We start from the raw sequence: 22,423 nt of genomic DNA, 5'->3' as shown, positions 1-22,423 counted from the left end.
GCATGAGCTTTCAGGACATGTACGACGGTCTGCTCGCGCGCTGGGGCGTGCCGGTCGAGCAGCTCGAGCTGACCGACGAGTTCGGTACGACGCACGTGAACGCGTGCGGTCCCGCCGACGGGCCGCCCGTCGTACTGCTTCCAGGTCATGGAGCCACCTCGCCGGTGTGGTTCACGGTCGCCCCGCGGCTCGCGGAGCAGTACCGGGTGTACGCGGTCGACCTGATCATGGACGCGGGCCGCAGTACTAACACCGGCCGGACGCCTAAGACACCAGACGACCTGCACATCTGGCTCTCCAACACGTTCGACGGCCTCGGCATCGAGCGGGCCGCGCTGTGCGGTCACTCGTATGGCGCCTGGATCGCGCTCACGTACGCAATCGCTCACCCGGAGCGGGTCGAGCGCCTGGCTCTCCTCGACCCGACGGACTGCTGGACCGGTCTGCGCCTTCTGTACATCCTCAGAGCGCTGCCGAGCCTGCTGCGCCCCTCCCGCGAGCGGACCGCCTCGTTCTTGCGCTGGGAGACCCAGGGCCTACCCCTCGACCCCCAAGTCCTGGAGCTGGCCGGTCTGGCCGCGGAGCAGCCGTCTACACCGTTCGTCCGCACCAAACGCCCCAGCGACGACCAACTGCGCGACCTCACTCCCCTGGTCTTCGTTGCCGGCCGCAGCAAGAGCCAGGACGCCGCCCACCTCACCCGCCGAGTCACAACGCTCTCCCCCGGCGCAACCGTCGTACAGCTCGCCACTGCGACCCACCATTCGCTCCCGTCGCTGCATGCCGATGAGGTCGCTCCGCCGCTGCTGGCGCATCTGGTCAGGAATCGATAAGCAGGCAGCTGACGTCGCGTCTAGCGTTGGGGCATGACTGAGGTATTGGCAGAGCTGCAGGATCGAACCTTTGAGCGTGCCACGGCAGCTACGGCGAGCACCTATCCGCCGGAGCGCCGGCTCACGGCCGAGCAGCTGACGAGCTATCTGGGGCGCCGTGAGTACGCGGTGGTCGGTACGAGCCGGCCGGACGGGCGGCCGCACGCGTCGATGTCGATGTACGTCCGCAGCGGCGGCGCTTTCTGGCTGCCTGCTGTGGCCGGCTCGATTCGCGCTCGCAACCTGCGGACCAACCCCTGGCTGACGCTGGTGGTCGCCGAGAACGACGACGAGAGCCACATCGCGGTCATCGCCGAGGGGCCTGCTGAGCTGGTCGCACTCGACGACCTGCCCGACGACCTGCGCGCGGCCGTCGATCGAAGCTGGCCCAATGTCTGGAAGTGGGTCGACGTCTGGATCGTGCTGAACACCGAGCGCGTCCTGTCGTACGCCGCGGAGGACGCCCAGCCCTAGTCCGCGGCGGGTGTGGGCTGTGTGGGCCCACGAATTGCCCACAAAACAAGGGGATTCTGGTTCGCTGATCGTCGGCGCCGGCGTCTAGTGTCGACTGCATGGAACTCCTGGGCGAGCGGCCGGCGTGGTCGATGGGTGGCGGCGAACTGCTGTCCACTCTCGACGCGCTGGACGCCGAGATCGCCCGCCTGGAGGCCTACCGGCTGACCGTGGTCGCGGCTGTGGAGACCACCGGGTACGCCGCTGAGCTCGGGGCGCGCGACACCGCGGAGCTGCTGCGTTTCCGGTACCGACTGGACGCCCCGGCCGCCCGCCGTACGCTCCGACTCGCGCAGGTGCTGGAGCACTACCCAGCCGTCTCTGCCGCCCTCGCCGAGACCGCCTCCTGCGAAGCTTCCCACATCCCCGAAGACAGCACGGCCGACGCCGAAGGCAGCATGGCAGACGCCGGTGCTGACAGTGGCTGGCTGCTTCGTCCGGCGCAGGCGGCCGCGATCGTGTTCGGACTCGACCGGGTCCGGTCACGGGTCCCAGTGGAGCATCTGGACGCGGCTGCGGATCAGCTGGTCGGGCTGGCCGGTCACCTGTCGCCCGGCGAACTGCGCACCGCCGCCAAGGAGATCGCCGACCTGCTGGACTCCGACGGCCCCGAACCCGAAGAACACAAGGCCTACGCCCGCGAGTCCCTGACGCTCGCCGCCGCCGACAACGGGGTGAAGTTCAAGGGCTTCCTGGCCAACGAGAACGCCGAACTCCTGCGCGCCGTCGTGCACGCCGGCGCCCGCCCACACAAGACCGTCGACGGCGAACACGACCCCCGCCTGCGCGACAAGCGCCAGGCCGACGCCCTGTCGGATGCCTTGAGCATCGCCGCCGCCGTGTGGGACACCACCGCCCCCACCGCCGGCCGCACAGCCGGCCCCGCCGCGAGCACCCCGGGTACAGGCGGTGCCGCGAGCACCGCGGGTACAGGGGACATGGCAGGCACCGCGGGTGCCGCGGCTTCGGCGGCTGAGGGCACCGAGGACACAGCCGGCGCCGCGGGCACCGCGGGCACAGCCGGCACAGCCGGCGCCGTGGGCACAGGTGGTCGCGCGGCCGGATACGGCGCGAAGGCGACCATCACGGTCACGATCGACCTGGACGACCTCAAAGCCGCGACCGCGGACGCGATCGGGCGCACCGTCTACAGCGGCGGGCTGTCGGCCGCCACGATCCGGCGACTGGCCTGCGACGCGAACATCATCCCGCTGGTGCTCGGCTCGAACTCCGAACCGCTCGACGTCGGGCGCCTCGAACGCCTGGTCACCAAGGCGATGCGCCGCGCCCTGAACGCCCGCGACCGCGGCTGCGTGGTCTGCGGAGCCCCGCCGATCATGTGCGACGCCCACCACCTGATCTCCTGGATCGACGGCGGCCATACCAAAGTCGACAACCTGGCGCTGCTGTGCCGCCGCCACCACACCGACCTGCACAGGGGCCACTGGACCATCACCATCCTCGACGGCGTCGTCCACGTCGCCCGCCCCAGCTGGGCCGAACCCGCACATCCCCACCGCTTCCGCCGACGGGCCGCCGCCCCTAGGCCGAACCATCCACCCACCGCACCACCGGGCGCACCGCTCGGCGCGCTGTTCGGTGGTGGTGAGGTGGTGGCCGTTGGCGTGCGTTCGAAGTGGCAGGCGGACGGCGCCGTCCTCCAGGAGGCTGCTGACTTCGCCCTGACCGGACCCCCGACCGGCTAGGTCAGAAACACGCCACGGCCTCCCAGGCGCGGGCATGCACGCGGAACGCCGGTGTGGTCGAAGGCCAGGAGAAAACGGAGCCTGCCTTGTCGGCGGGGCCAGGCGGCGCCCGCGAGACACCACTGCAGCCGACACCGAGATCAGATGCTGTGCGGGTTCCGCGCATGCCGGCAAGGCCGGTCGACAAACCAGTCGCCGCGCAGCGGTGTCCGTTGACCACTCCCACCACACAGAAGCTGCGGCCGCGGACACCGCTGACACGGCGCACCAGTGTCTGGCTCCTCCCGGATCCCGCACAGCCAGCCACGGCTGGCTGTGCCGAGACCACGGAGACAGCACTCGATGACTGGTTAGGGTCATCTGACCCGCTTCACGCCGAGGATCGCGGCAGCTCCCAGCGTGGCGGACAATCCTGCGGCTGTGTAGAGGACGGCGTAGCTGCCGTTGCCCAGGGCCAAGATTCCCGGCGCGAGGGCGGGGGCGACGAAGAACGGGAGGGCGCTCGCGATGTTGAAGACTCCCAGGTCCTTTGCGGCGGTGGCTCGGTCGGGGAGTACGTCGGCAACGAGGGCGAGATCGACTGCGACGTACAGGCCGAAGCCGAGGCCGCTGATCGCCATGCCGGTGAGGTAGCCGGTGAACGTGTCGGAGACGGCGATGACGAGCATCGCGACGCCGTACAGGATCGACGCCGTGACGACGAGGACCTTTCGCCGGCCGGTCCGGTCCGAGAGGTAGCCACCGACAAGGGATGCGGCGATCAGGACGACGGACTGGGCGAGGGTGCCCAGGAAGATCTGATGCGGTACGTCGGCCTCCGGGCTGCCGATCTGGTCCAGGAGGTAGTAGGCCTGGTAGGTGGCGAGGAAGGCGTAGGCCAGCACCAGCAGGAACCGGCTGGTGAACGCCCAGGCGAAGTCGGGGCTCGTGCGTGGGTTGAAGTAGAAGGTACTGAGCAGTTCCCGGACCGACCAGGGCGGCTTGTCCGCCGGGTCGAGCCGGCGATCCGTCAGAGTGACCGCGAAGAGCAGGACGAAGAACCCACCGATCGCGCACGGAGCCAGGAACATCAGGAGCCGGTTCCCGGTGAACAGCTGGACCAGATAGGTCGCGGTCACCGACGCGACGGGCAGACCGATGCCGAGGAATCCCGCGACCGAGCCGCGTTGGGTGACCGGGACCTGGTCCGGCAGGACGGCCACCAGAGCGGCGAGCAGAGCGTTCAGGGCGAGTTGCGCGAGGCACCATCCGACCAGGACGACGGCGACAGAGGGTGCCAGCGCGACGATCAGGATGCCGACGCACCCGCCGCCCAGGCCGGCGACCATCCACGGCCGGCGCATGCCGAGTCGTGAGGACGTGCGATCACTCAGCTTGCCGAAGAACGGGTTCGCGATCATCGACACGACGGATCCGGTCCCGGCGACGAGTGCCAGGCTGTTCGGAGCCTCCTCGATCCCGACGAGCGAGTTGACCTTCAGCGCCAGGGTGACCAGCAAGGGAGCGAGGAACACCAGCGACGTACCCATCGATGCCAGGGCATAGCGCGAGATGAAGCCCCACCCGACCCGGTCCGGTTCCCTCACATCAGCGATCATCCAGGCGAATGCGGCCCACCGCCATCGGCGGTGGACCGCACCGGGCACGTCAGTCGACCTTGGTGAGACCGGCGGTGACCGGCGCCGGCTTGAAGCCCTTGAAGGCCATCCAGCCGCCGACCGAGAGCTCCCAGCAGGCGATCGGGACGGTGGCGAGCATCGTGATGGCCGAGGTCTGCTCGTGGTGGCCGAACAGGGTCGCGATGTTGGCGGTGAACAGCAGCGGCGCTCCGATCAGTCCCAGGGTGGGGATGATCCGCGGGACCAGCCGCGACTGGTACATCAGGGTGCCGAGCAGTACGGCGTTGATGGAGGCCATGAACCCCGGACCGAACAGGAACGTCCAGTCGCGGACGGCCACGAGCGCCTGGCTGGTTCCCGTCGTGCCGGTGCCGTTCTGGTTCAGGGTGACGACCGCGAGCAGGCTGACGACGCCGGTCATGATGATGGCGGCCTCGAGCAGCCGCGACGTGACGAAGCCGAGGGCGAGGGCCTGGTTCTGACGCTTCAGGACCGGGAACAGGGCCACGGCGCTACCGATACAGGCGAGGGCGGTGACGAAGTCCAGGAAGCCGGCCGTCAGGAGCTGGGTGTCGTGCCCGGCGGCGACGGTGAGGTCCGGGTTGACCGCCGAGCCGATGACGGCGAAGGCGGGCAGGGACGCCGCGAACGTGAGCAGGTAGAAGATGCCTGCTGCGCGGGCGTGATTGCGGGTCGGGTCACTGGTCGCTGTGGTGGGTCGTGCGGTGGTGGTCATGGCTGTCTCCGGTCTTCGGGTCGTGCGGATCTTCGCGGTTGGCGTGCGGATCGGGCTCCACCTGGGCGACCGAGAGGAGGGGGAGGCCGAGGTCGCGGAGTCGTTGCAGCAGCCCGTGCAGGGCGGCCTGGTCCACGACGGGGCCCCTGATGGTGGTGGTGCCGTCAGCGGTGGCAGTGAGGGCGAGCCCGTCGAACCAGGCCGACCACCGCGGATCGAGGCGCCCCCGGAGGCGGATCTCGTACCACTGCGGCGTGCTGTTCACGGGATGCTCCTCTTGTTCGATACCCGCAAACTAGGAGCCGATGTGGTGAGAGGTCCTCACATCATCTGGTGAACTCGGTGATGATCTTCAGCGGCGCTGGGACAGCAGGTTGAGCTGGTGCGCCCGGCGGACCGCGGCACGGCGGTTGTTGACGCCGAGCTTCGCGTAGATGTTCTTGGTGTGGGTCCGCACCGTGTTGAGCGATACGACGAGCCGGCGGGCGATCGACGGCCCGTCGAGATCGCCGGCGAGCATCCGCAGGACATCCAGCTCACGCTCGGTCAGCGGCTCGATCAACCGGTCGCGAGGGGCGGGTACCCCCGCCGTACCCGGGCAGGCGTCCAGGAGTCGCTGTACGTACGACATGCCCGGGGCCAAGGCAGTGAGTAACTCGGCCATCGGCTGCCCTTGGCTGGAGAAGACCCGCACGTACCCTTCGGGCTCGGCCAGAGTCAGCGCGCGTTCCAGCACCGCCCGCGCCTCCTTGTCGTCCCCGGTCGCATGCTGGGCGAGCGCCATGAGCGCCAGGAGTTCGATGAGCGTGCCCTGCCGACCGCCGTCCTCGGCCGCGGCGATGAGTCGCTCGAGCAGCCCGATGGCGTCCCGCGGCCGCGATCCCTCCGCGAGCAGGACCCGGACCAGAGTCACGTGCTCGTACTCGCTCAGGTACGACGCCTGGTCGTGCGCGGATACGCCGTACTCGCGTGCCCACTCCAGGGCGGCGGCCACGTCTCCGTGCGCAGCCAGCATTCGTGCGCGCAGTGCTGGGATCGGTCGCACCTTCGGCGCGAAGTCGCCGACGTACACCCGTTCGGCCTCGGCGAGCAGCCCGAGCGCCACGTCGAGATCACCCTCGGCCTCGCGGACCTGTGCCATCGCCACCCGCCACCGGTACGGGTTCTGCGGCAGGCCGAACTGCTCCCCGAACTGATCTCCACGTCTCAGATGCTCGGTGGCACTGGTCAGATCGCCGCGCTCCATCGCCACCTGACTGAGACCGACGTACATGTCCCGGATGCCGCGCAGATCGGGGTCGTGGCCGGCCGCGAGCTCCATGGCGCGCTCATAGGTCCGCTGCGCCTGGCGCAGCCTGCCCTGCGTGATCTCGAGGTCGGCGAGCGTGATGGAGCATCCGAGGACGTCGGCGACGTACCCGACCCGGTGTAGCCCGTCGGCAGCGGCGGTGTAGCTGCGGTGTGCGGCCTCGAGGTCGCCCGCCGTCCAGGAGGCGATTCCGGCCAGCGCCTCGGCCGAAGCCCTGGTCAGGTGGTCGTGCTCGGGCGCACGGTCGACCGCCGAGCGGGCGTGCGCCAAGGTGCCGGTGAGGTCGCCTCCGATCAGTGCCAGCGCGGCCCGGTACAGCTCGATGCCGCCAGGCAGCCTGGCGAGTTCGAGCTCGTCGACGACCACGATCTCCTCGGGCCCGCTCGACAACTGCTCGATGTGGCGCAACCTGCGCTCGACGTCGCCGAACTCGTTGCCGGCCATCAGCGCACCGACGAACCCCATCGCGAGCACAGGCCGGCGCTCGACCACGTCATCGGGAAGCTCGTCGATCCACCGGCGCAAGGTGTGCTCCTGGCGGTTCTTGCGCAGCTCCGGTACGGCGCGCTCGACCATGTCGGCCGCCCGCGCAACGTCACCGGCCGCGAGTGCGTGCCGGACCGCCGGCTCCGGCCGGCCGGCACCGTCGTACCAGTCGGCAGCGCGTCGATGCAGCGCCGCGACGTCGATGCCCTCGTCGATCAGATGGGCGTGGAGGACGTCACGGAAGAGGTGGTGATACCGATACCAGCGGCGCTGGTCGTCGAGCGGGACCAGGAAGAGATTCGCGCGGTCGAGCCGCTCCAGCATCGCCTTGCCGTCGTGTTCGCCGGTCACTGCATCGCAGAGCGGTCCGGTGAGACGGTCGAGAATGCACGTCGCCAACAGAAACCGTCGTACCGCGTCGGGCTGGCGGTCCAGAACCTCTTCCACGAGGTAGTCGACGACGAAGCGATCGTCGCCGGCGAAGCCGGCAATGAAGTCGGCGGCGTCGCCGCGACTGCGAAGCGACAGCACCACGAGTTGCAGGGCCGCGACCCACCCCTCGGTGCGCTCCTCGAGTGACGCGATGTCCTCGGCGGTCAGACGCAGGTCGTTCACGTCGTTGAGGTAACTGACCGCCTCAGCGAGGGTGAAGCGAAGGTCGGCGGCGCGGATCTCCAGGAGCTCGCCGCGGGCGCGCAGGCGTGCCAGCGGCAGGCCGGGGTCTGCCCGGGTGCTGATGATCAGCCGGAGTTGCGGAGGCAGATGATCGAGGAGGAAGGTCATCGCCGGCCGGAGGCCGGGACTGTCGACGAGGTGGTAGTCGTCCAGGATCAGGATGACCTCGTCCGGTCGAACGCTCAGCTCGTTCAGAACCACGGTCAGCACTGCCTCGATCGGCGTCTGCCCAGCCTGAAGCAGCGGGAGGGCGCTGGCAGCCACGCCTGGAACGGCACGGTCCAGGGCGGTGACGACGTACGTCCAGAACGACGAGGCCTCGCGGTCGCCCTCGTCGAGGGCGACCCACGCGACTGTCGCTCCCGCCGAGGCGGCGTGGTTGTCGATCCACCGTCCCAGCAGGGTGGTCTTGCCGAATCCTGCCGGCGCCGAAACCAGAACCAGGCGACCGCCCCGAGCCAGGCCCTCGTCCAGCCGTGCCCGCGCGACGAGGCCGGCCCGTGGCGCGGGCGGGAAGAACTTGGTCTCGACGAGCGCGTCGGTCATCGCAACCCCGGGGGTGTTGACGCTATGTCCACGAGAGTAGGACACGCGCCATCAGAGCTGGTGGAAACACAACAGCCTCCCGGCCGCGGGCATGCGGGTGGGGAGGCTGTTGGCTCAGAGGGTCAGGAGAGGGCGGAGCCTGCCTTGTACGCCGCCCAGGTGGTGTTCCAGTCGGTCCAGCCGTTGCCGGGCTCCATGTGGCGGGTGGTGCCGGTGACGATGACCGGGTCGCCGCGGAGGGTCTGGTTGAAGAACCACTGGGCGTCCTTCAGGCTCATGCCGACGCAGCCGTGGCTGACGTTGGCGCTGCCCTGGCTGCCGGACGACCACGGTGCGCCGTGGATGAACTCGCCGGAGCTGGTGACGCGCTGGGCCCACTTCACGTCGGGGATGTTGTAGTACTCGGGGTCGCCGGGCTTGAGGCCGACGGTGGCGGCGTCCATGCGCTTCACCGTGAACTTCTCCATGATCACCTTCACGCCGCTGCGGGTGGTGAAGCCGTCCTTGCCGGCGGTGATCGGGATGGTGCGGGCGAGCTTGCCGTTGATCCTCACCGTCATCGTGTGGGTCTTGACGTTGACGTTGCTGACCACCGACTTGCCGATGCTGAACGCGATCGTCCGGCCGGAGGTGCCCCAGGTGTTGTTGCCGGCGTTGACGCCCTGGGTGTCGATGTTCACCGTCACCTTGGTGCCGGCCGGCCAGTAGTTCTTCGGGCGGTAGTTGACCTGGTTGCTGTTCACCCAGTGCCAGCTGCCGTCGACCGGGACCGACGTCTTCACCGACAGGCGCTTCTCGACCGCGGCGCGGTCCTTGACCGGGTTGTTCCAGAAGATCTGGATCGGCAGCGCGACGCCGACGGTCTCACCGTTCAGCGGGACGACCGAGGCCTTCAGGCTCTTCGACGCCTTCAGCGTCTTGAAGGTCGAGCTGATCGGCACGGTGGCGCCGTCGGTGCCCTCGGCCGAGCCGCTCACCGTGTACGACGCGCCGGGCTTGAGCTGCGGCTGCGACGTCCACTGGGTCTTGTCGGTGTTGAAGCTGCCCGTGACCTTGTCGCCGTCGTCGTCCTTCAGCGTGATCGCGGTCAGCTTGCCGGCCGTGGTGGTCACCGTCACCGGCTTGTCGGGCTGCACCGACGTCGCGCCCTTGGCGGGCACCACGGCGATGCTGGCCGCGGCGGACTCCGACGGGGTGCTCGAGGCATCCGGGGTGCTCGAGGCGCCTGGCGTGTTGCTCTGCGACGTCGACGCGCCGGGCGTCGACTGCCCACCGCCGCCGTCGGCCTTGGTGTCGCTACAGGCCGTCCCGGCCAGCAGCAGGACGCAGATACCCGCCACGGCAAGGCCGTGCTTCCTCACCGAACCGCTTACCATTCCCCAGCTCTCCCCTGTTTAGTCAAACCGCGGTAAGGGTAACCTGCCGCGGCGACATTTCCCTGCATCCGCAGTCCGCCTCACTGGTACGGACCACAACTCTCTGTACCCGGCGGCACTACTCAAGACGCACGAAAACGCCGTCCGGTTCGTTCCCGGACGGCGTTTTTCGTACGACTCTCAACTAGTGAGCGTGGTCACCGCGGTAGTACTCGAAGATGAACCCGCTCAGCGTCACGATGCCGATACCGCAGCCGGCGATGAACAGCCACCAGCCGAAGACGATGCCGAGGACGACCACCGACAGCGTCAGCGCGCACCACAGCGGCCACCAGGAGTACGGCGGGAAGAAGCCGAGCTCGCCGGCCCCTTCGACGATCTCCGCTTCCTTGCGGTCCTCCGGCCGGGCGTCCATCCGGCGTGCGGTGACGCTCAGGTAGAACGCCACCAGCAGCGACAGGAAGAACGTCATCACCAGCGCGGTGGTGCCGGTCGGGTCCTCCGACATCAGCCAGTAGATCGGCGTGACGACGAGCACGAACACACTCAGGATCCCGAAGACCCAGGCTTCGACCTTCACGCCTTGTCCTTCCCCTCGGTCCCGTCGGTCCCGTCGGCCTGCTCGATCAGGTGCTCGACGCGGCCCTGGTCCTCACCGGCGTCCAGCAGGTTGTCCTTGCCGGCCCGGTTGTCCGGGTACTCCGCCAGCGCCAGGTCGGCGTGGTGGAGGTCGAACGCCGGGGACTCCGAGCGGATCCGGGGCAGCTTGACGAAGTTGTGCCGCGGCGGCGGGGAGCTGGTTGCCCATTCCAGCGAGCGGCCCCAGCCCCATGGGTCGTCGACGCCGACCGGCGGCGTCTTGCGGGACTTGTAGATGTTGTAGAAGAACGGCAGCATCGACGCGCCCAGGATGAAGGCTCCGACGCTGGACACCTCGTTCAGCGTGGTGAAGCCCTCGTTGGCGCCGTACGACGCGTAGCGCCGCGGCATGCCCTCGACGCCGAGCCAGTGCTGCACCAGGAACGTGGTGTGGAAGCCGATGAACAGCAGCCAGAAGTGCAGCTTGCCCAGCCGCTCGTCGAGCATCCGCCCGGTGAACTTCGGCCACCAGAAGTAGAACCCGGCGAACATCGCGAACACCACGGTGCCGAAGACGACGTAGTGGAAGTGCGCGACCACGAAGTACGAGTCGGACAGCTGGTAGTCCAGCGCCGGCGAGGCCAGGATGACGCCGGTCAGACCGCCGAAGAGGAAGGTGGTCAGGAAGCCGATCGACCAGAGCATCGGCGTGTCGAAGGACACCGAGCCGCCCCAGATCGTGCCGATCCAGTTGAAGAACTTCACCCCGGTGGGTACCGCGATCAGGAACGTCATGAACGAGAAGAACGGCAGGTTCACTGCGCCGGTGACGAACATGTGGTGCGCCCACACCGCCACCGAGAGGACCGCGATACCGAGGGTCGCGCTGACCAGGCCGATGTAGCCGAAGACCGGCTTGCGGCTGAAGACCGGCAGGATCTCGGTCACGATGCCGAAGAACGGCAGGGCGATGATGTACACCTCTGGATGCCCGAAGAACCAGAACAGGTGTTGCCAGAGTATTGGCCCACCATTGGCCGCGTCGAAGACGTGTGCCCCGAGTGTTCGGTCCGCCTCCAGCACCAGCAGCGCCGCCGCCAGGATCGGGAACGCGATCAGCACGAGGATCGAGGTGACCAGGATGTTCCAGGTGAAGATCGGCATCCGGAACATCGTCATACCGGGCGCACGCATGGTGATGATCGTGGTGATGAAGTTGACCGCACCGAGGATCGTGCCCAGACCGGCCATCCACAGGCCCATGATCCACAGGTCACCGCCGATCCCCGGCGATCGGACCGCGTTCGACAGCGGGGCGTAGGCGAACCAGCCGAAGTCGGCCGCGCCGCCGGGGGTGAAGAAGCCGCTGATCGTGATCAGGCCGCCGAACAGGAACAGCCAATAGCTGAACATGTTCAGCCGTGGGAACGCGACGTCCGGGGCGCCGATCTGGATCGGCATGATCTCGTTCGCGAAGCCGACGAACAGCGGGGTCGCGAACAGCAGCAGCATGATCGTGCCGTGCATGGTGAAGAGCTGGTTGTAGACCTCTTCGTTCACGATCTGCAGACCCGGCTTGGCCAGCTCCGCCCGGATCAGCAGCGCCATCACGCCGCCGATCAGGAAGAACGCGAAGGACGTGACCAGGTACATGTGCCCGATCAGCTTGTGGTCGGTGGTGGTCAGGTACTTGACCAGCAGCTCGCCCTTGGTGCGCCGCCGGGGCAGCGTGGTGGTGCTGCCGATGGCGCCGGTGCGCTCGGCGAAGTCCGTCACTTCTCGCCCCCTGTGCCGGGAATGGTGGTGGCGTCGCCGCCACCGGTTGCGGCGCCGGTCTGGCCCTTGGCGGCCAGCTCGCGCAGGTGTGCGTCGTACTCGTCGCGGTTGACCACCTTGACGCTGAAGATCATCCGGCTGTGGTAGAGGCCGCAGAGCTCAGCGCACTTGCCGGCGAAGGTACCGGTCTTGGTCGGGGTCAGCTCGAACTTGTTCGTCTTGCCCGGGATGACGTCGAGCTTGAAGTAGAACGACGGGACCCAGAAGGAGTGGATGACGTCCGGCGAGGTCAGGTCGAAGTGCACCGACTCGTTCACCGGGAGCCACAGCGTCGCGGGCTTGTCCAGCGTGCCGGTCTCCCAGACGCCCTCCTGCCCGTCGACGGTGTCCTTGTAGTTGAAGGTCCACTGCCACTGCTGGCCCACCACGTTCACGGTGTGCTGCGCGTCGGCGCTCATCTTCGTGACCTGGTTGCCGTGCTCGACGGTGTAGAAGAAGAGCACGCCGATGATCGCGAACGGCGCCAGGGTGTAGAGCACCTCGAGCGGCAGGTTGTAGCGCACCTGCCGGGGTGCGTCGTCGTTGCGCTTGCGGTACCGCACAACGACCCACAGGATCAGGCCCCAGACCATCACGCCGACGATCAGGGCGGCGATCCAGGCCCCGATCCAGAGGCTGCGGATGGCCTCGGTCCGGTCCGATGCGCCCTCGGGCAGGCCGAGTCGTTTCCACTGCTCAGTGGTCGCCGTCGAGCAACCGGTCAGCAGCAGGGTGCCCAGCACCACTGCACTGCCGACCAGCAGGCGACGCTTCGCCGGCCGTGTGGCGCCGGCAAAACCTGCCGGTCGCTCCTCCACTCCGGGCGTGCCGTTCGAACCCACGGGGCGCCTTTCCCTTCCCAAGTGAGACTGACGACCAAACACTACTGGACACCATTCGCCGTCCTGCGCATAGGTAGGGCTTAGCGTTTCCCGTGTGAGCGAGCGTACGTATCTGGACGCCGCGTCGGCCGAGCCGATGCACCCCGCGGCACGGGAGATGTTGCTCTCGGCAGTGGATTCCGGATGGGCCGATCCGGTGCGTCTGCACCACGAGGGCCGGACCGCGAGATTGCTGCTGGACAACGCCCGGGCGGCGCTCGCCGAGGCGATCGGCGTACGTCCGGACGAGCTGTACCTGACCACCTCGGGCACGGCGGCGATCCAGGCCGGTCTGACCGCTCTCCAGGCCGCCCGCCGCCGCGTCGGGACCACGGTTGTCTACACGGCCGTCGAACATTCAGCGGTCCTGCACAGTGTCGGCGCCGACGGCATCGAGGTCGGGGTGGACGTTCAGGGCCGGGTGGATCAGGAGGCGTTCAAGGACGCGGTACGGCGGCCCGGCGTGGCGGTGGCCGCGGTCCAGTCCGCCAACCACGAGGTGGGTACCAGGCAGCCGATCGCCGCGATCGCGCAGGACTGTGGCAGCGTGCCGCTGTTCGTGGACGCCTCGGCGTCGGTGGGGCACGACGCGCTGCCGGACGGGTGGTCGGCGCTGGCCGCCAGTGCGCACAAGTGGGGCGGACCGGCCGGTGTGGGGTTGCTCGCTGTGAAGAAGGGCACGCGGATCGCGCCGGCGTGGCCGCTGGACGAGCGGGAGGACGGCCTCTCCCCCGGGTTCCCGAACGTACCCAACGCGCTGGCCGCCGCCGCTGCGCTCCAGGCCCGGCTGGCCGAGGCCGAAGAGCTCGACAAGCAGCACAGGGCCTGGATCGACGAGGTACGGCGTCGTGTCGCGGCCGACATCCCCGACGTGGAGGTCGTGGGTGACCCGGCAGACCGCCTGCCGCACATCCTCACGTTCTCCTGTCTCTACGTGGACGGCGAGGCCCTGGTGACCGCACTGGATGCCGAGGGGTTCGCCGTCTCCAGCGGTTCGGCCTGTACGTCGAGCACGCTCCGGCCCTCTCACGTACTCGCGGCGATGGGCGTCCTCACCCACGGCAACGTCCGGGTCTCTCTCGGGCGCGACACCAGCTACGACGACGTCCAACGGTTCTGTGCGGTCCTGCCGGCGATCGTGCGGCGGATCCGGGCGGAGGTGGGGATGTGAACGTGGACCTGGACTGCACCGGCCTGCTCTGCCCACTCCCGGTGATCAAACTGGCCAAGACGCTACCGACCGTTGCCGTCGGCGACACGGTCACCGTGCTGGCCGACGACCCGGCCGCGGCGACCGACATCCCGGCCTGGTGCCGGATGCGGTCCCAGGAGCTGGTGTCTGCCGGGGAAAACCAGTACGTCGTCCGGCGGGTCAGCTGACACACTGCGCCGCGTGACCGACTTCGCGCACAAGCCGACGCTGACCGGGGACCTGGTCGTCCTACGACCTGTGGACGAGGGTGACTACGAAGCACTCGCCGTCGCGATGGCGGACCCGGACGTCGTCCGTCTGACGGGCAGCCACGGCGAGATCGGCGAGGAGAAGGCCCGTGAGTGGTACCGCACCCGCCAGGACCAGACCGATCGGCTGGACCTCGCCATCGTCGACAAGGCCGCAGGGGTCGTCGTGGGCGAGGCCGTGCTCAACGAGTGGGACCCTGACAACCAGAGCTGCAACTTCCGGATCCTGATCGGGCCGTCCGGCCAGGGCCGCGGCCTCGGGACCGAGGCGACCCGGCTGATCGTCGGCTACGGCATCGAGCAGTTGAGGCTGCACCGGATCAGTCTCGGCGTCTACGCCTTCAACCCGCGCGCCCAGCGCGCCTACGAGAAGGCCGGCTTCACCACTGAGGGCGTACTCCGGGACGCCCTGCTCTGGGACGGCGAGTGGGTCGACGAGGTCGTGATGTCCGTCCTGGCCCAGGACTGGGTACCTTCGGAGGGTGATCCGAGCTGACCGCATCGCTGTGCTGACCGGGGCCGGGATCTCGACGGCGTCGGGGATCCCGGACTTTCGGGGACCGCAGGGGGTGTGGACTAAGGACCCGGCGGCGGAGGCGATGTTCGACATCGACGAGTACGCCGCCAGTCGCGAGGTCCGCGTGGCGACCTGGAAACACCGGCTCTCGGTGCCGGCCTGGACCGTGCAGCCGAACCCGGGCCACCTCGCTCTGGTCGAGCTGGAGCGGCAGGGCCGCCTGACCGGCCTGATCACGCAGAACGTCGACGGGCTGCACCAGAAGGCCGGCTCGTCGCCGGAGCTGGTCCACGAGCTGCACGGCACGGTCTGGTACGTCGACTGTCTTCAGTGCGACCGGCGGATCCCGATGGCCGACCTACTCCCCCGGCTCGAGTCAGGCGACGAGGATCCGGCGTGTCAGGTCTGTGGCGGCATCTTGAAGTCCGCGACGGTCTCGTTCGGCCAGTCACTCGACAGGGTCGTCCTGGACCGAGCCGTCGCGGCCGCCGAGGCAGCAGACCTGTTCCTGGCCATCGGCACGTCGCTGCAGGTCTACCCGGCCGCCGGCCTGTGTGACCTCGCACTGAACGCCGGGAAGCCGCTGGTGATCCTGAACGCCCAGCCAACGCCGTACGACGAGCACGCGACGACAGTGCTGCGCACACCGATCGAGACCACGCTGCCGGACCTCGTGACCTTACCGTGATCTTCGAGCCCTCCTCACGGTAAAGAGCGGCGGCTAGCGTCCCCGGCAGATCAGTTGGCGGGGAGGGGACCGTGATGCGCGGGTTCAGGCGTTGGACGGCAGGTTTCACGGCGGCCGCGGTCGTCGTACTCGGACTGGGTACGGCTGCACCGGCTCCGGCACAAGTGGCTGCGGACCGGGTGATCACCGTGGCGGGCTCGCTGCAGAGTGAGCTCGGGTGCGCGGCCGACTGGGATCCGGGCTGTGACGCGACCAGTCTGGGCGCGAGTGCGCCGTACACGAAGGTGTTCGACGTACCGGCGGGCTCGTACGAGTTCAAAGTCACGGTCAACAAGAGCTGGGACGAGAACTACGGCGCCGGCGGTGTCCTCAACGGCCAGAACATCCCGCTACGGATCGAGGGTCCGGCCAAGCTGGAGTTCAGCTACGACGACACGAGCCACGTCGTCACGGTGAAGCCGGTGAGTCTCGCCGGACCGGCCGTGACAGCCGCGGACCGGGCACTCGCGACGCCGAGCCTGCGGCCGGACCTCACCAAGGAGCGGTTCTACTTCCTGATGGCGGACCGGTTCGCCAACGGCGACAAGTCCAACGACAACGGCGGGCTCACCGGCGACCGGCTGACGACCGGGCTGGACCCGACGGACAAGGGCTTCTACCACGGCGGCGACCTGACCGGTGTGATCCAGAAGCTCGACTACATCAAGTCCCTGGGGACGACGTCGATCTGGCTGACCCCGTCGTTCAAGAACCGCCCGGTGCAGGGCTCCGGCGCCGACGTCAGCGCCGGGTACCACGGCTACTGGATCACCGACTTCACCCAGATCGATCCGCACCTGGGCACGAACGCGGACATGAAGCGGCTGATCGACCTCGCGCACCGCAAGGGCATGAAGGTCTTCTTCGACATCATCACCAACCACACCGCGGACGTGATCGCGTACCAGTCCGGCCAGTACGGCTACATCCCGAAGTCCACCTCGCCGTACAAGGATGCGCAGGGCAACGCCTTCGACGACAAGCAGTACGCCGGCGGCGACACCTTCCCGCAGCTCGACCCCGCCACCAGCTTCCCGAACGTCCCGGTCTTCAGGACGCCGGCCGACGCGTCCGTGAAGGTGCCGGCCTGGCTGAACGACCCGACCCTGTACCACAACCGCGGCGACTCGACGTTCGCCGGCGAGAGCGCGGAGTACGGCGACTTCGTCGGGCTGGACGACCTGTTCACCGAGCAGCCGCGGGTCCGCGACGGGATGATCGACGTCTACAAGACGTGGGCCGAGTTCGGCATCGACGGGTTCCGGATCGACACCGTCAAGCACGTGAACATCGAGTTCTGGCAGAAGTTCTCGCCGCAGATCCTGGCCGCCGCGCAGTCGGCCGGGTCGAAGGACTTCTTCATGTTCGGCGAGGTCTTCGACGCCAACCCGCAGTTCATGTCGACCTACACGACCAAGGGCGCGCTGCAGGCCACGCTGGACTTCGGGTTCCAGCAGAACGCGGTCGCGTACGCGAAGGGCGACCCGAGCACCAAGCTGCAGGACTTCTACGCCGACGACGACTACTACACCGACACGGACTCCAACGCGTACGAGCTGCCGACGTTCCTCGGCAACCACGACATGGGCCGCGTGGGCACGTTCTTGAAGCAGGGCGGCGCGTCCGGCGCCGAGTTGCTGGCACGAGACGAGCTGGCGCACTCGCTCATGTACCTGACGCGCGGCCAGCCGGTCGTGTACTACGGGGACGAGCAGGGCTTCACCGGCCCCGGCGGTGACAAGGACGCACGGCAGGACATGTTCGCGACCCGGACCTCCGACTACGCGGACGACGAGGTCGTCGACGGCAGCGGTACGACGACGATCGGCAGCAAGGACCGGTACGACGTCAACGCCCCGATGTACAAGCACATCGCCGGGCTGGCGAAGCTGCGCGCCACGTACCCGGCACTGTCCGACGGGCGGCAGGTGCATCGGTACTCGTCCAAGTTCAACGGGCTGTACGCGTTCAGCCGCCTCGGCAGCGACAACGTCGAGTACCTGGTCGTCGCGAACAACTCAACGACGGCCGCCTCGGCGACGGTGCCGACGTACGGCTCGAACACCTCGCTGAAGCCCGTCTACGGCGGCTCCAAGGCGGTGAAGACCGACCGTGAGGGCAGGGTCGTCGTCAGCCAGGCCCCGCTGTCCGTGACGGTGTACCAGGCCCAGAACAAACTCCCGGCGCGTACCAAGGCTCCCAGCGTCTACATGAGCTCGCCCGAGCTCGGTGCGACGGTCGGTGGGCGCGCTGAGATCGCTGCGGCGGTTCCCGCGAACACCCCGGCGACTGTGACATTCGGGTACCGGCCCGTGGGTACGACGGCGTGGCAGCGGCTCGGCGCGGACGACAACGCGCCGTACCGCGTCTTCCAGGACGTGTCCGGGCTGCCGAAGGGGACGCTGCTCGAGTACCGCGCTGTCCTGCGGGACGTCTCGGGCAACTACTCCGTCTCCGGCTCGTACGGCGTGGTGGGTGACGCGGCCGCACCTGGGGGCGGCGGTGGCGGCACTGGTCCCGTCGTCCAGCCGGCGAACGTGTCTGTGCCAGGTGACCACAACAGCGAGATGGGCTGTCCTGCCGACTGGTCGCCGGACTGCGACCAGGCCCAGCTGACGCTGGACCCGAAGGACAAGGTCTGGAAGGGCACCTACACGCTCCCGGCCGGTGAGCACGCGTACAAGGCGGCCATCAACAAGACCTGGGACGAGAACTACGGCGCCGGTGGCGTCAAGAACGGTGCGAACATCTCGTACACCGCACCGACCGGGCCCGTCAGCTTCTACTACGAGCACGGCCGCCACTTCGTCACGTCCACTGCGCAGGGGCCGATCATCACGGCACCCGGGTCGTTCCAGACCGAGCTGGGCTGCCCGGCCGACTGGGACCCGTCCTGCATGCGACCCTGGTTGACCGACGAGGACGGCGACGGGACCTACACCTGGTCCACCAGCGAGCTGAAGGCGGGCACCTATGAGGCGAAGGTCGCGCACAACCTGTCCTGGGACGAGAGCTACCCGGCGAACAACGTGCCGGTCTCGGTGCCGAGTGACGGTCTGGTCGTCACGTTCTCGTACGTGCTCGCGACCCACCAGTTCACGGTGACGACGGCCAAGCCCGGTGCACAGCCGGACCTCAGCCAGGCGAAGGCGTACTGGATCGACCGCGACACCCTCGCCGTACCCGCGGTCGCGCACCCGGAGCGGTACCGGTGGCGGCTGCACTGGTCGGACACCGGCTCGCTGAAGATCGACGCGAACGACATCGGCGGCTCGTCGGCCGCCCTGCGCTACGACACCGCCGAGGTGAAGCCCGGCTACACGACGCTGCGCCTCGACCAGGCCGACGTCCAGAAGATCCTCACCGGCCAGCTGGGCCTCGCGCAGTACGACGACACCGGCCGCCTCCTCGACGCGACCGGCGTCCAGATCCCCGGCGTCCTCGACGACGTCTACGGCGGAGCGACCGGCCGCTCGTACGGCGTCACGTGGCAAGGCGCCGCACCGGCCTTCACGCTGTGGGCCCCGACGGCTCAGGACGTGAAGCTGCTGATCGGGTCTTCGGCGATCCGCATGCGGCGCAGCGACGACGGCGCCTGGTCCGTCGTCGGGCGGCCGTCGTGGAAGAACGCGCCGTACCGCTATCAGGTGACGGTGTACGCACCCAGCACCGGCAAGGTGGAGACGAACGTCGTCACAGACCCGTACTCGGCCGCGCTGACCACCGACTCGACGTACTCCGTCGCAGTCAACCTCAACGACCCGGCAGGCAAGCCGGCGCTCTGGACGTCCACCCCGTCGCCGAAGCTCGCCCGCGGTGTCGACTCCACCATCTATGAGCTGCACGTCCGCGACTTCTCCATCAACGACAGCACAGTGCCGGCAGCGCACAGAGGCACCTACCTGGCCTTCGCCGACGAAGGCGACGGCACCAAGCACCTGCGCACCCTCAAGGCAGCAGGGCTGAACACCGTGCACCTCCTGCCGACCTTCGACATCGCCTCGATCCCCGAGACCGGCCAGCAGACACCCGCGTGTGATCTGAAAGCACTACCGCCCGACTCCGACCAGCAGCAGGCCTGCGTGACGGCAGTGGCTGCCAAGGACGGCTTCAACTGGGGCTACGACCCGTTCCACTGGCTGGCGCCGGAAGGCTCGTACGCCACCCAGAAGGACGGCCTGACCCGGGTCTCCGAGTTCCGCACGATGGTCGGCGGGCTGCACAAGTCCGGTCTGCGCGTCGTACTCGACCAGGTCTTCAACCACACCCCGGCCGCCGGCCAGGCCCCGACGTCGGTGCTGGACCGCATCGTGCCCGGGTACTACCAGCGGCTGAACGCGACCGGGAAGGTGGAGACCTCGACCTGCTGCAGCAACATCGCGACCGAGCACGCGATGGCCGAGAAGATCATGGTCGACGGCACGGTGAGCTGGGCGCGCAACTACCACGTGGACGGCTTCCGGTACGACCTGATGGGTCACCACTCCAAGGCGAACATGCTGAAGGTCCGGGCCGCCCTGGACAAGCTGACGCTCGCCAAGGACGGCGTGGACGGCAAGTCGATCTACCTGTACGGCGAGGGCTGGAACTTCGGCGAGGTCGCGGACGACGCGCTGTTCGTCCAGGCCCGGCAGGGTAACCTCGGCGGCACCGGGATCGGCACGTTCTCCGACCGGCTGCGCGACGCGGTCCGCGGCGGCGGCCCCTTCGACGACAACCCGCGGATCCAGGGCTTCGGCTCCGGCGAGGCGAGCGACCCCAACGGCGACCCGGTGAACGGTACGCCGGCCGAGCGCGCCAAGCGGCTCGCTCACGACACCGACCTGGTCCAGCTCGGGCTGGCCGCCAACCTCCGGTCGTTCAGCTTCACGTCGGCGGAGTCCGGACAGGCCGTCCGCGGTGACCAGGTCGACTACAACGGCCAGCCGGCCGGGTACGCCGACCAGCCGGACGAGGTGATCACGTACGTCGACGCGCACGACAACGAGACGCTGTGGGACACGCTGACGTACAAGCTGCCGACCGACCTGCCGATGCCGGACCGGATCCGGATGAACACGTTGTCGCTGGCCACGACCGCACTGGCGCAGACGCCGTCGTTCTGGCACGCCGGCGCGGACATGCTGCGCAGCAAGTCGCTGGACCGCAACTCGTACGACTCCGGCGACTGGTTCAACACGCTCGACTGGACCGGCGCCGACAACGGCTTCGGCCACGGGCTGCCGCCGAAGCCCGACAACGAGGCCAAGTGGCCCTACATGAAGCCGCTGCTGGCCAACCCCGCGCTGAAGCCGTCAGCGACCGACGTGGCCACGGCCTCGGCCGCGGCAGCCGACCTGCTGAAGCTCCGGTTCTCGACGCCGCTGTTCCGGCTCGGTTCGGCCGCGCTGATCAACCAGAAGCTGAGCTTCCCGCTGAGCGGTACGACGCCCGGTGTCATCACCATGCGCATCGACGACACGGTGGGGGCTGACGTCGACCCGTCGCTGAAGGGCGTCGTGGTCGTCTTCAACTCCACCAACGCCGCGGTCACCCAGCAGGTCCCGGGCCTGACCGGCGCCAACCTGTCCCTGTCCCCCGTCCAAGCAGCCGGCTCCGACCCGGTCGTCAAACAAACCACGTGGTCGTCCGCGACGGGCACAGCGACCGTCCCGGCCCGGACGGTCGCCGTACTGGTGCAGCGTTAGGGCACGCGGACGACGAGGGCCGCCGGGTCGACCTCAGCGGTCAGCGACGTGCCCTCGTCGATCGCGTCGCCGTCGAGCTGACGGCGTACCACCCGGTCGGCGCGCAGCTGGATGCGCCAGCCGGTGAAGCGCTCGACGTGACGCTCGCGCCAGGACTTCACGACCAGGCCGAGCGCGAGCCGCGGCCAGTGCGTGATCCGGCGCGGCGCGAGGACGACCACGTCGATCGTGCCGTCGTCGGGTACGGCGTCCGGCAGCAGCGGGATGTTCGCCTGGAGCGTGCCGACGTTGCCGATCACCACGGTGCGCGCCCGCCGGCGGACCGGCGGCTGGTCGTCGACGGTGATCGTGACCCGGACCGACGGATGGTTCAGGTTCTTCAGCGTCGACACGACGTACGCCGCCCAGCCCACCCGTTTCTTCAGGTCGTCGGGCGCGTCCTCGATGATCGCGGCGTCCAGTCCGAGCCCGGCCATCACGACGAACCGGTCGGTGGTCAGCTGGTCCCCTTCGACCAGCACGCTGTCGATCCGCCGCTCGGAGCCGTCCAGGAGCTCGGTCAGCGCGACGTCGAGGTCGAGCGAGATGCCGAGGTTGCGGGCGAGCAGGTTCCCGGTGCCGCCGGGCAGGACGGCGACCGGGATCGCGGTGCGGGCCAGTTCGGCGCACACCACCCGGACCGTGCCGTCGCCGCCGGCGACCAGCACCAGGTCGACCTGCTCGTCGATCGCGCGCCGGGCCATGGTGACGCCGGCGTCGTCCTCGGTCGTCTCCAGCCACAACGGCTCGTCGAGGCCCCGTTCGGACAGGGCCGTCTCGACGATCCGGCGGAACTTGTCGCCGTCGACCTTCACCGGGTTCACGATCACGGCTGCCCGCTTGGCAGAACTCACCTGATATTTGTCCGTTTCTGGAGAT

Annotated in this window: 17 protein-coding genes; 8 read left to right on the top strand and 9 right to left on the bottom strand. The window is 68.6% G+C overall.

The genetic code is table 11. The features are described 5' to 3' along the window. The first annotated feature begins 2 nt into the window (after positions 1-2). The 3 genes from AB0I12_RS23170 (at position 3) to AB0I12_RS23160 (ending at position 3,091) form a co-directional block, all read left to right on the top strand. Positions 3-833: an alpha/beta fold hydrolase gene (locus tag AB0I12_RS23170; protein ID WP_359933232.1), complete on the top strand. Its 831-nt coding sequence runs from the start codon at positions 3-5 to the stop codon at positions 831-833. Between the two features lie 33 nt (positions 834-866). Further along, a complete protein-coding gene (locus tag AB0I12_RS23165) occupies positions 867-1,346 on the top strand; it encodes a pyridoxamine 5'-phosphate oxidase family protein (RefSeq protein ID WP_359933230.1) in 480 nt (159 codons plus the stop codon). A gap of 98 nt (positions 1,347-1,444) precedes the next feature. Further along, positions 1,445-3,091, top strand: a complete 1,647-nt coding sequence (locus AB0I12_RS23160) for a DUF222 domain-containing protein (RefSeq protein WP_359933228.1) — start codon at positions 1,445-1,447, stop codon at positions 3,089-3,091. Positions 3,092-3,447: 356 nt separating this feature from the next. On the opposite strand, the gene AB0I12_RS23155 is transcribed toward AB0I12_RS23160, so the two are convergent. The 8 genes from AB0I12_RS23155 to coxB all read right to left on the bottom strand — a co-directional run bounded on the left by AB0I12_RS23155 (position 3,448) and on the right by coxB (position 12,975). Next, a complete protein-coding gene (locus AB0I12_RS23155; protein WP_359933226.1) occupies positions 3,448-4,677 on the bottom strand; it encodes an MFS transporter in 1,230 nt (409 codons plus the stop codon). Between the two features lie 61 nt (positions 4,678-4,738). After that, on the bottom strand, positions 4,739-5,446 hold the full coding sequence (locus tag AB0I12_RS23150; RefSeq protein WP_359933224.1) for a DUF4386 domain-containing protein: 708 nt from the start codon (positions 5,444-5,446) through the stop codon (positions 4,739-4,741). Further along, positions 5,409-5,711: a hypothetical protein gene (locus AB0I12_RS23145; RefSeq protein WP_359933222.1), complete on the bottom strand. Its 303-nt coding sequence runs from the start codon at positions 5,709-5,711 to the stop codon at positions 5,409-5,411. Before AB0I12_RS23145 ends, AB0I12_RS23150 begins: the two co-directional genes overlap by 38 nt. 87 nt (positions 5,712-5,798) lie before the next feature. Beyond that, positions 5,799-8,462 (bottom strand): LuxR C-terminal-related transcriptional regulator, encoded by a 2,664-nt coding sequence (locus tag AB0I12_RS23140; protein ID WP_359933220.1) that lies wholly within the window; start codon positions 8,460-8,462, stop codon positions 5,799-5,801. A 122-nt stretch (positions 8,463-8,584) separates the two neighbouring features. After that, on the bottom strand, positions 8,585-9,823 hold the full coding sequence (locus tag AB0I12_RS23135; RefSeq protein WP_359933218.1) for an Ig-like domain-containing protein: 1,239 nt from the start codon (positions 9,821-9,823) through the stop codon (positions 8,585-8,587). 199 nt (positions 9,824-10,022) lie between these two features. Further along, a complete protein-coding gene (locus tag AB0I12_RS23130; protein WP_359933216.1) occupies positions 10,023-10,418 on the bottom strand; it encodes a cytochrome c oxidase subunit 4 in 396 nt (131 codons plus the stop codon). Next, positions 10,415-12,193: a cytochrome c oxidase subunit I gene (gene ctaD, locus AB0I12_RS23125; protein WP_359933214.1), complete on the bottom strand. Its 1,779-nt coding sequence runs from the start codon at positions 12,191-12,193 to the stop codon at positions 10,415-10,417. The genes AB0I12_RS23130 and ctaD overlap by 4 nt, the downstream gene beginning before the upstream one ends. Then, a complete protein-coding gene (gene coxB, locus AB0I12_RS23120; protein WP_359933212.1) occupies positions 12,190-12,975 on the bottom strand; it encodes a cytochrome c oxidase subunit II in 786 nt (261 codons plus the stop codon). Before coxB ends, ctaD begins: the two co-directional genes overlap by 4 nt. 193 nt (positions 12,976-13,168) lie before the next feature. On the opposite strand from coxB, the gene AB0I12_RS23115 reads away from it, so the two are divergent. The 5 genes from AB0I12_RS23115 (at position 13,169) to pulA (ending at position 21,505) form a co-directional block, all read left to right on the top strand. Further along, positions 13,169-14,284 carry an aminotransferase class V-fold PLP-dependent enzyme gene (locus AB0I12_RS23115; protein WP_359933210.1) on the top strand — a complete coding sequence of 372 codons (1,116 nt, stop codon included), beginning with the start codon at positions 13,169-13,171 and terminating at the stop codon, positions 14,282-14,284. Then, positions 14,281-14,493, top strand: coding sequence for a sulfurtransferase TusA family protein (locus tag AB0I12_RS23110; protein ID WP_355480309.1), 213 nt, complete (start codon positions 14,281-14,283; stop codon positions 14,491-14,493). The genes AB0I12_RS23115 and AB0I12_RS23110 overlap by 4 nt, the downstream gene beginning before the upstream one ends. 13 nt (positions 14,494-14,506) lie before the next feature. Next, positions 14,507-15,070 carry a GNAT family protein gene (locus AB0I12_RS23105; protein WP_359933208.1) on the top strand — a complete coding sequence of 188 codons (564 nt, stop codon included), beginning with the start codon at positions 14,507-14,509 and terminating at the stop codon, positions 15,068-15,070. Beyond that, a complete protein-coding gene (locus AB0I12_RS23100) occupies positions 15,057-15,779 on the top strand; it encodes a Sir2 family NAD-dependent protein deacetylase (protein ID WP_359933206.1) in 723 nt (240 codons plus the stop codon). The genes AB0I12_RS23105 and AB0I12_RS23100 overlap by 14 nt, the downstream gene beginning before the upstream one ends. Before the next feature lie 74 nt (positions 15,780-15,853). Continuing rightward, positions 15,854-21,505, top strand: coding sequence for a pullulanase-type alpha-1,6-glucosidase (gene pulA / locus AB0I12_RS23095; protein ID WP_359933204.1), 5,652 nt, complete (start codon positions 15,854-15,856; stop codon positions 21,503-21,505). Here the strand turns inward: pulA and AB0I12_RS23090 are convergent. Beyond that, a complete protein-coding gene (locus AB0I12_RS23090) occupies positions 21,502-22,398 on the bottom strand; it encodes a diacylglycerol kinase family protein (protein WP_359933202.1) in 897 nt (298 codons plus the stop codon). The two genes, pulA and AB0I12_RS23090, sit on opposite strands and share 4 nt — an antisense overlap. Positions 22,399-22,423 lie beyond the last annotated feature (25 nt).

Origin of the sequence: Kribbella sp. NPDC050459 (assembly GCF_040655315.1) — a bacterium.
Taxonomy (GTDB): domain Bacteria; phylum Actinomycetota; class Actinomycetes; order Propionibacteriales; family Kribbellaceae; genus Kribbella.
Note: the sequence above shows the minus strand (reverse complement) of the source record. Positions and strands in the feature narration are given on the sequence as shown.